This window comes from Anaeromyxobacter terrae (assembly GCF_022690685.1).
Taxonomy (GTDB): Bacteria; Myxococcota; Myxococcia; order Myxococcales; family Anaeromyxobacteraceae; genus Anaeromyxobacter; species Anaeromyxobacter terrae.
This window is the reverse complement of the sequence record NZ_JALCYY010000113.1, coordinates 1-6,511: the sequence shown is the minus strand read 5'-3', so window position 1 is coordinate 6,511 and position 6,511 is coordinate 1. Positions and strand designations below refer to the sequence as shown.

The 6,511-nt window shown below is 75.6% G+C and carries 5 protein-coding genes; 1 reads left to right on the top strand and 4 read right to left on the bottom strand.

Annotation, left to right across the window (positions count from 1 at the left end):
• On the top strand, positions 1 to 874 hold an 874-nt coding region (gene odhB / locus MNY62_RS24975; protein ID WP_242347045.1), incomplete at its 5' end, for a 2-oxoglutarate dehydrogenase complex dihydrolipoyllysine-residue succinyltransferase.
• 64 nt (positions 875 to 938) lie between these two features.
• Here odhB and MNY62_RS24970 read toward each other — a convergent pair.
• The 4 genes from MNY62_RS24970 to hrpB all read right to left on the bottom strand — a co-directional run bounded on the left by MNY62_RS24970 (position 939) and on the right by hrpB (position 6,390).
• Complete coding sequence (locus tag MNY62_RS24970) at positions 939 to 1,478, bottom strand: YybH family protein (RefSeq protein WP_242347044.1); 540 nt, start codon at positions 1,476 to 1,478, stop codon at positions 939 to 941.
• A gap of 181 nt (positions 1,479 to 1,659) precedes the next feature.
• The gene (locus MNY62_RS24965; protein ID WP_242347043.1) at positions 1,660 to 2,406 is read right to left on the bottom strand and encodes a DUF72 domain-containing protein; all 747 of its coding nucleotides are present in this window, start codon (positions 2,404 to 2,406) and stop codon (positions 1,660 to 1,662) included.
• Positions 2,407 to 2,416: 10 nt separating this feature from the next.
• Positions 2,417 to 3,475 carry a non-homologous end-joining DNA ligase gene (ligD, locus tag MNY62_RS24960; RefSeq protein WP_242347042.1) on the bottom strand — a complete coding sequence of 353 codons (1,059 nt, stop codon included), beginning with the start codon at positions 3,473 to 3,475 and terminating at the stop codon, positions 2,417 to 2,419.
• Between the two features lie 323 nt (positions 3,476 to 3,798).
• Positions 3,799 to 6,390: an ATP-dependent helicase HrpB gene (hrpB, locus tag MNY62_RS24955; RefSeq protein ID WP_242347041.1), complete on the bottom strand. Its 2,592-nt coding sequence runs from the start codon at positions 6,388 to 6,390 to the stop codon at positions 3,799 to 3,801.
• Between the last annotated feature and the right edge of the window lie 121 nt (positions 6,391 to 6,511).

The following is a 6,511-nucleotide window of genomic DNA, read 5'->3' as shown; positions in this document are numbered from 1 at the left end:
CCCGCCGAGCGCGCGGCGGCTCCTCGCGGAGCACGGGCTCGAGCTGGGCGCCGTGGCGGGCTCGGGTCCCGGCGGGCAGGTGCGCAAGGAGGACGTGGTCCGCGCCCTCGAGCGGCCCGCCGAGGCGCGCGGTCCGGCGCCGGCGCCCGCGCCCGCGCCGAAGGACGGCGCGACCGCCCGCGAGCGCGTCGTGGCGATGACCTCGCTCCGGCGCACCGTCGCGCGCCGCCTCGTGGAGGCGCAGCACACCGCCGCCATCCTCACCACCTTCAACGAGATCGACATGTCGCGCGTGCTCGCGGTGCGCGAGCGGCACGGCGAGGCGTTCCTCGCGAAGCACGGGGTGAAGCTCGGCTTCATGTCGTTCTTCGTGAAGGCCGCGGTCGATGGGCTGCGCGCGTTCCCGGCGGTGAACGCGGAGGTCCGCGGCACCGACATCGTCTACAAGGACCACTACGACATCGGGGTCGCGGTGGGCGGCGGGAAGGGGCTCGTCGTCCCGATCGTGCGCGACGCGGACGCGCTCTCCTTCGCCGACGTCGAGAAGAAGATCGGCGAGCTCGCGAAGAAGGCGCGCGACAACCGCATCACGATGGACGACCTCGCCGGCGGGACGTTCACCATCTCGAACGGCGGGATCTACGGCTCGCTGCTCTCGACGCCCATCCTGAACCCGCCGCAGTCCGGGATCCTCGGGCTCCACAAGATCGAGAAGCGCGCGGTGGTCGAGGGAGACGCGATCGTCGCGCGGCCGATGATGTACGTCGCCCTCTCGTACGACCACCGCATCGTCGACGGGCGCGAGGCCGTGCAGTTCCTCATCGCGGTGAAGAACGCGATCGAGGATCCCGAGCGGCTCCTGCTCGAGATCTGAGGAAGAGCCCCAGGCGGCGGGAGCGATCCTCGACGCAGGCGAGCCGAGGATCGCTCCCGTCCGTTCAGCGCCGCTCGGGCGGCTTCGGCGCAACGCCGCGGGCGGGCGCGCGCCCCGGAGCGCCGGGCTTTCCCGTGGGCAGGAAGAAGTAGACGCGCGCGTCGACCACCATCCACTGGCCGGAGTCGTCCTTCTTCATGAGCAAGACGTTGTGGGGGTGGGCGGGACGCGGGGCGGCCGGCGGGAGGTTCGGCCCTGTGACCTCATGGTCGAGATCGAGCAGCGCGGCGTCTCCGAGCGTCCGGACGCGCTCGATGCGGATGCGATGCTTCGAGTCCTTGAGCGGCGCGGCGAAGTCCTCGCGGAACCGCTCCAGCACCGCGTCTCGTCCCACCGCGCGCTTCCCGAGCGGGTTGATGAACGTCCCATCCGGCGCGAAGAACGCGGCCATCGCGTTCGCGTCGTGCGCGTTGAAGGCCGCCTCGATCTCTCCCACCCGCTTCTCGAGGTCGGGCGGCGCGGCGGCGGCTCGCTCTCCCTCCGCCGCCGCAGCCGGGCCCGCGAACGCCATCGCCAGTACTGCCGCCGCCACGTGCTTCCTCATCGTGAACCTCCGGGGCATGGGCCGGAGACGGCCCGCCGCATGGCCGCAGCCATAACGCGGGCACGCCCGTGCGCCCGCTCACTCGTGGGTGAGCGCACGGGGCTGCAGGCGAACGGGCCGCGGGCGGGCGGCCGTCACGGCGGCGCCGAAGCGCCCGCTTCGGCGCGCGCGCCGGGCGCGCTCACGGCGACGCGTCGAGCGCCGGGCGCTCCTCGCCGACGAGGGCGAGGAGCGCCAGCGCGTCGAGCACGGCGTGCCCGCCCAGGTCGTTGTTGAAGTAGACGAACGCGCCGCCGCCCCGGGCCGTCCAGGCGAGGAGCTCGGCCGCGAACGGGCGGAGCGCCTCCACGCCGTAGCGGCCCGAGTACCGGCCGGTCGTGCCGTGGAAGCGCACGTAGCGGAACGGGCCGGTGAGCCGGGGCGGCGGGCGACGGATGTTGTCGTGCTCGCAGAACGCGGCCCCGTGTCGCTCCAGCACCTCGCACGTCTGCTCCGAGTACCAGCCCTCGTTCCGGAACTCGACCGCGTGCCGCCCGGCCGGCAGCCGCCCGAGGAACCGATCGAGGCGCGGGAGATCGGGCTTCATGTTCGGCGGGAGCTGCCACAGCACCGGCCCGAGCTTCGCGCCGAGGCGCGAGACGGGCGCGTAGAAGCGATCGAGCCCGGTCTCGGCGTCGAGCAGCCGCTTCAGGTGCGTGAGGTAGCGGCTCCCCTTCACCGCGAAGGTGAACCCGCGCGGCACGACCGAGCGCCAGCGCTCGACGGCCTCGGGCGTGGGGAGCCGGTAGAACGTCGCGTTCAGCTCGACCGTGTCGAAGAAGCGGGCGTAGTGCGGGAGCCACTGGCGCTGGGGCAGGCCCTCCGGGTAGAGGATGCCGCGCCAGTGGCGGTACTGGTACCCGCTCGTCCCGACACGGATGCGGCCCATGCCCGGCAATCTAACGGCCGCGCTTGATTCGGGAACGCCCGGTGGGCGACGTCCGCGGGCGTGGCGAGGCTCGGGGCGAGGCCGGGGTTCGGCGGCGGGTCGGGGTCGAGGTCGAGGTCGGGGTCGGCCGCTCCCGCACGACCTCCTCCGGTCGCTTGTCCTCCCTGAGCCCCTGGAACGACGGGTGGCGGATCTTGCCGTCCTGCGTCCACTCGGTGAACGCGACCTCGCACACGAGCTCCGGCCTGACCCAGTGCGCGTCCCGGCCGAGCCGGCCCGGCGGCGGCGGCGTGAACGGGCTCTGCTCCTGCGCGAGGCGCGCGAGCCGCTCGCGGAGAGCGCGCGCGCCCTCGTTCGTCCACCCGGTCCCGACCTTTCCGGCAAAGCGCAGCGCGCCGCCCTCCGGGTAGCCGACGAGCAGCGCGCCGATGGCGTCGCGAGCCGCGCCCTCGGGATCGGTGAAGCCGCCGACGACGAGCTCCTGCCGGAGCACGCACTTCGTCTTCACCCACGTCGCGTTCCGGCCGGGGCGGTAAGGCCGGTCGGCCCGCTTGGAGACGATCCCCTCGAGCCCGAGCCTGCACGCCTCGCGGTGGATGTCGCGGCCGCTCCCCGAGAAGTGCTGCGCGTAGCGGATGATCCCGGCGCCCTCGCCGAGGAGCCGCTCGACGGCAGCCTTGCGCTCGAGGAGCGGACGCTCGGCGAGGTCCTCGCCGTCGAGGTGGAGGAGGTCGAAGACGAAGTAGAGGAGCTCGCGCCGCCCGGTGCCGAACGCGTTCTGCAGCGCCTGGAAGCTCGTGCGTCCGTCGGGCAGCACCGCGGCGACCTCCCCGTCGAGGAGCGCCGAGCGGACCTTCAGCCTGCGCGCGGCGGCGGCGACCTCCGGGAACTGCGCCGTCCAGTCCTTGCCGTTGCGGCTCCAGAGCGTGACCGCGCCGTCCTCGATCGCGCAGCCGATCCGGTAGCCGTCGTACTTGATCTCGTGCACCCACGCGTCGCCCTCGGGCGCCTCGTCCGCGAGCTGCGCGAGCTGCGCGCGGTAGGGCGGGACCTTTCGGCGGGAGACCACGGATCCGAACTTCGGTACGCGAGGGAGGGCGGCCAAGCCCCGGGGGTGCGGCGGGGTCGGGGTCGGGTCGGGGTCGCGGTCGAGGTCGGGGTCGAGGTCGAGGTCGAGGTCGAGGTCGCGGTCGGGTCGCGGTCGCGGTCGCGGTCGAGGTCGAGGTCGAGGTCGAGGTCGCGGTCGAGGTCGAGGTCGAGGTCGAGGTCGAGGTCGAGGTCGAGGTCGCGGTCGCGGTCGCGGTCGGGGTCGGGGTCGGGGTCGGGGTCGGGGTCGGGGTCGCGGTCGGGGTCGCGGTCGCGGTCGAGGTCGCGGTCGGCCTTCCTCCGTCCCTACCTCCTCGCCGGAGGCGGCGCGGCGTTCCTCGGATCCTCCGGCCAGGCGTGGCGCGGATAGCGCCGGGCGAGCTCGCGCCGGATCGAGGGGTAGTGCCGCTCCCAGAAGCCGGCGAGGTCGGTCGTCACCTGCACGGCGCGCTGGTTCGGGGCGAGCAGGTGCAGCACGAGCGGCACCCTCCCGCCGGCGAGCGCGGGGCCCTGCGCGAGGCCGAAGAAGTCCTGCAGGCGGCTCTCGATCCAGGGCGGCTTGCCGGCCTCGTAGTGGATACGGGTCGTGCGCCCGCCGGGCAGCGTCAGCCGCTCCGGCGCGAGCCGCTCCAGCGCGGCGCGCGCCTTCGGGTCCTGGCGGGCGAGGAGCGCGCCCGGCAGGTCCGCCTCGCGCAGCTCGGCGAAGCTCCGCCTCCCTCCGCACAGGTCTCGGAGCGCCGCGGCGAGCTCCTCGTCGGTCGGCGGCGCGACGCCGGCGTCCGGCGCTTGCCGCGCGGCGAAGGCGATGCGCGCGACGAGCCGATCGAGCGCGCCCTCCGGCGCGAAGGCACGCGGCCCGCGGGAGAGCGCCTCCTCGGCGAGGAGCGCGGCGACCTTCTCCGGATCCGCCCTGGGCGCGCGCACCTCCTCGAGCACGAGATCCTCGTACACGAGCCGCTCGGTCGCCTCCACCCGCTCGGCGGCGGCGTTCCACCCCACGGCGTCCTCGTAGCGGAGCGCCCCGGGGAACAGGTCGAGCAGCATCTCGTCGCTCACCGCGCTCGCGACGCGCACCCGCGCCTCGGCGGCGCGCGAACCGGGCGTGCGGCGATCGCCGCGGCGCTCCTCCGCGTCGACCGCCACGAGGAGCGGCGCCTCGCGCACGACGCTCGCCGGGTCGAGCCGCGCGCTGCCGCCGCCGACGAGGACCACCTCGTCCGATCCCGGCGCGCGCCGCCGGGCGACCCGGTCCGGATAGGCGGCGAGCGTGGCGAGGAGCAGCGCGTGCTCCTCGGCGGTGGTGCCGGGGAGGAGCGCGGTGGTCGAGGTCGCGGTCGGGGTCGCCCCGAGCGACCTCACCACCCGCTGCAGCTGCCTTCGGCTCCGCTCGACCGCCTGCACCGCGCCGGGGTTGAGCCCCATGCGGCGGAGCCGATCCGGCGCGAACCGCGCGCGCGCCGCCTCCTCGAACGACTGCGCGAGCTCGAGCAGGTCGGAGGGCCCGGTCGGGGGGAGGGCCCCGCCGTCGAGCGCGCGGCGGTCGCGGAGGTCGCGCTCACCGAGGAGCGCGGCGAGGAGCGCGCCGGCGTCGGCCGCGCCGCGCGCGGCGGCCTCGATCGCGAGCCGCGCCTGGCGCGGGTGGACGGGCAGGCGCAGCATGCGCCGACCGGTCTCGGTGATCGCGCCGCCCGCGTCGACCGCGCCGAGCCGGACGAGCAGCGCGCGCGCCGCAGCGACGGCGGCGGGAGGCGGCGGCTCGAACCACTCGAGGGCCTCCGCGGCGCCGAGGGCGGACAGCGCGAGGAGCGTCTCGGAGAGGTCCTCGCGGAGGATCTCCGGCACCTCGAACTCGGGGCGCGCGTCGTGATCGTGGCGCGTGTAGAGGCGGAGCGCGCGGCCGGGCCGGGTGCGGCCGGCGCGGCCGGCGCGCTGCGCGGCGGAGGCGCGGCTCACCTTGCGGAGCTCGAGGGTCGGGAGGCCCGACCACGGGGAGTGCGAGGCGACGCGCGCGAGCCCCGAGTCCACCACCGCGACGACGCCCTCGATGGTGACGGAGGTCTCCGCGACGTTGGTGGAGAGGATCACCTTCCGCCGCGGCCCCGTCCGTACGGCCCGATCCTGCTCCTCGGGCGGCAGGTCGCCGTGCAGCGGCAGGAGGTCGACCCCCGCCGCCGCCGCCCACTCGGCGAGCGCCTCACGCGCCCACCGGATCTCGGCGGCTCCCGGGAGGAAGACGAGCACGTCGCCGTCCATCCCCTCGCGGTGCAGCCGGCGCACGGCGCGCGCGACCGCGTCGTCGAGCCGCAAGTCCGGCCGGGCGGCCTCCTCCGGGGAGAGGTACTCGACGGCGACCTCGAAGCGCCGCCCCTCCGAGCGGAGCGACGCGGCGCCCAGGAACCTGGCCACGGGACCTGCGTCGAGCGTCGCCGACATCGCGACGAGCTTCAGGTCGGGCCGGGACGTCCGCTGGAGGCGGCGGAGCAGGGCGAGCGCGAGGTCGCCCTGGAGGTGGCGCTCGTGAAGCTCGTCGAGCACCACCGCCCCGACGCCGCGGAGCGACGGCTCGGCGAGGAGCCGGCGCGTGAGGAGCCCCTCCGTCACGTAGCGGATGCGCGTGCGCGGGCTCGTCACCTCCTCGAACCGCACCTGGTACCCGACCGTCTCTCCGACGCGCTCGCCCAGCTCCTCCGCGACCCGTCGCGCGGCGAGCCGCGCCGCGAGCCGCCGCGGCTCGAGCACGACGACCTCGCCTCCGCCCGCGACCCCCGCGGCGTGGATGGCGGGGGGCACGCGGGTCGTCTTGCCCGCGCCGGGCGGCGCCTCGATGACGAGGGACGGTCCGGCGCGGAGCGCGGCGACTGCGTCCGGCAGGATGTCGTCGATGGGGAGCGGCTGCACGCAGGGGGTTGTACCCGAGGGAGGGGGCGGGGGCGACTGTGGGGGACGGGTCGAGGTCGAGGTCGAGGTCGGGGTCGGGGTCGGGGTCGGGGTCGAGGTCGGGGTCGGGGTCGGGGTCGGG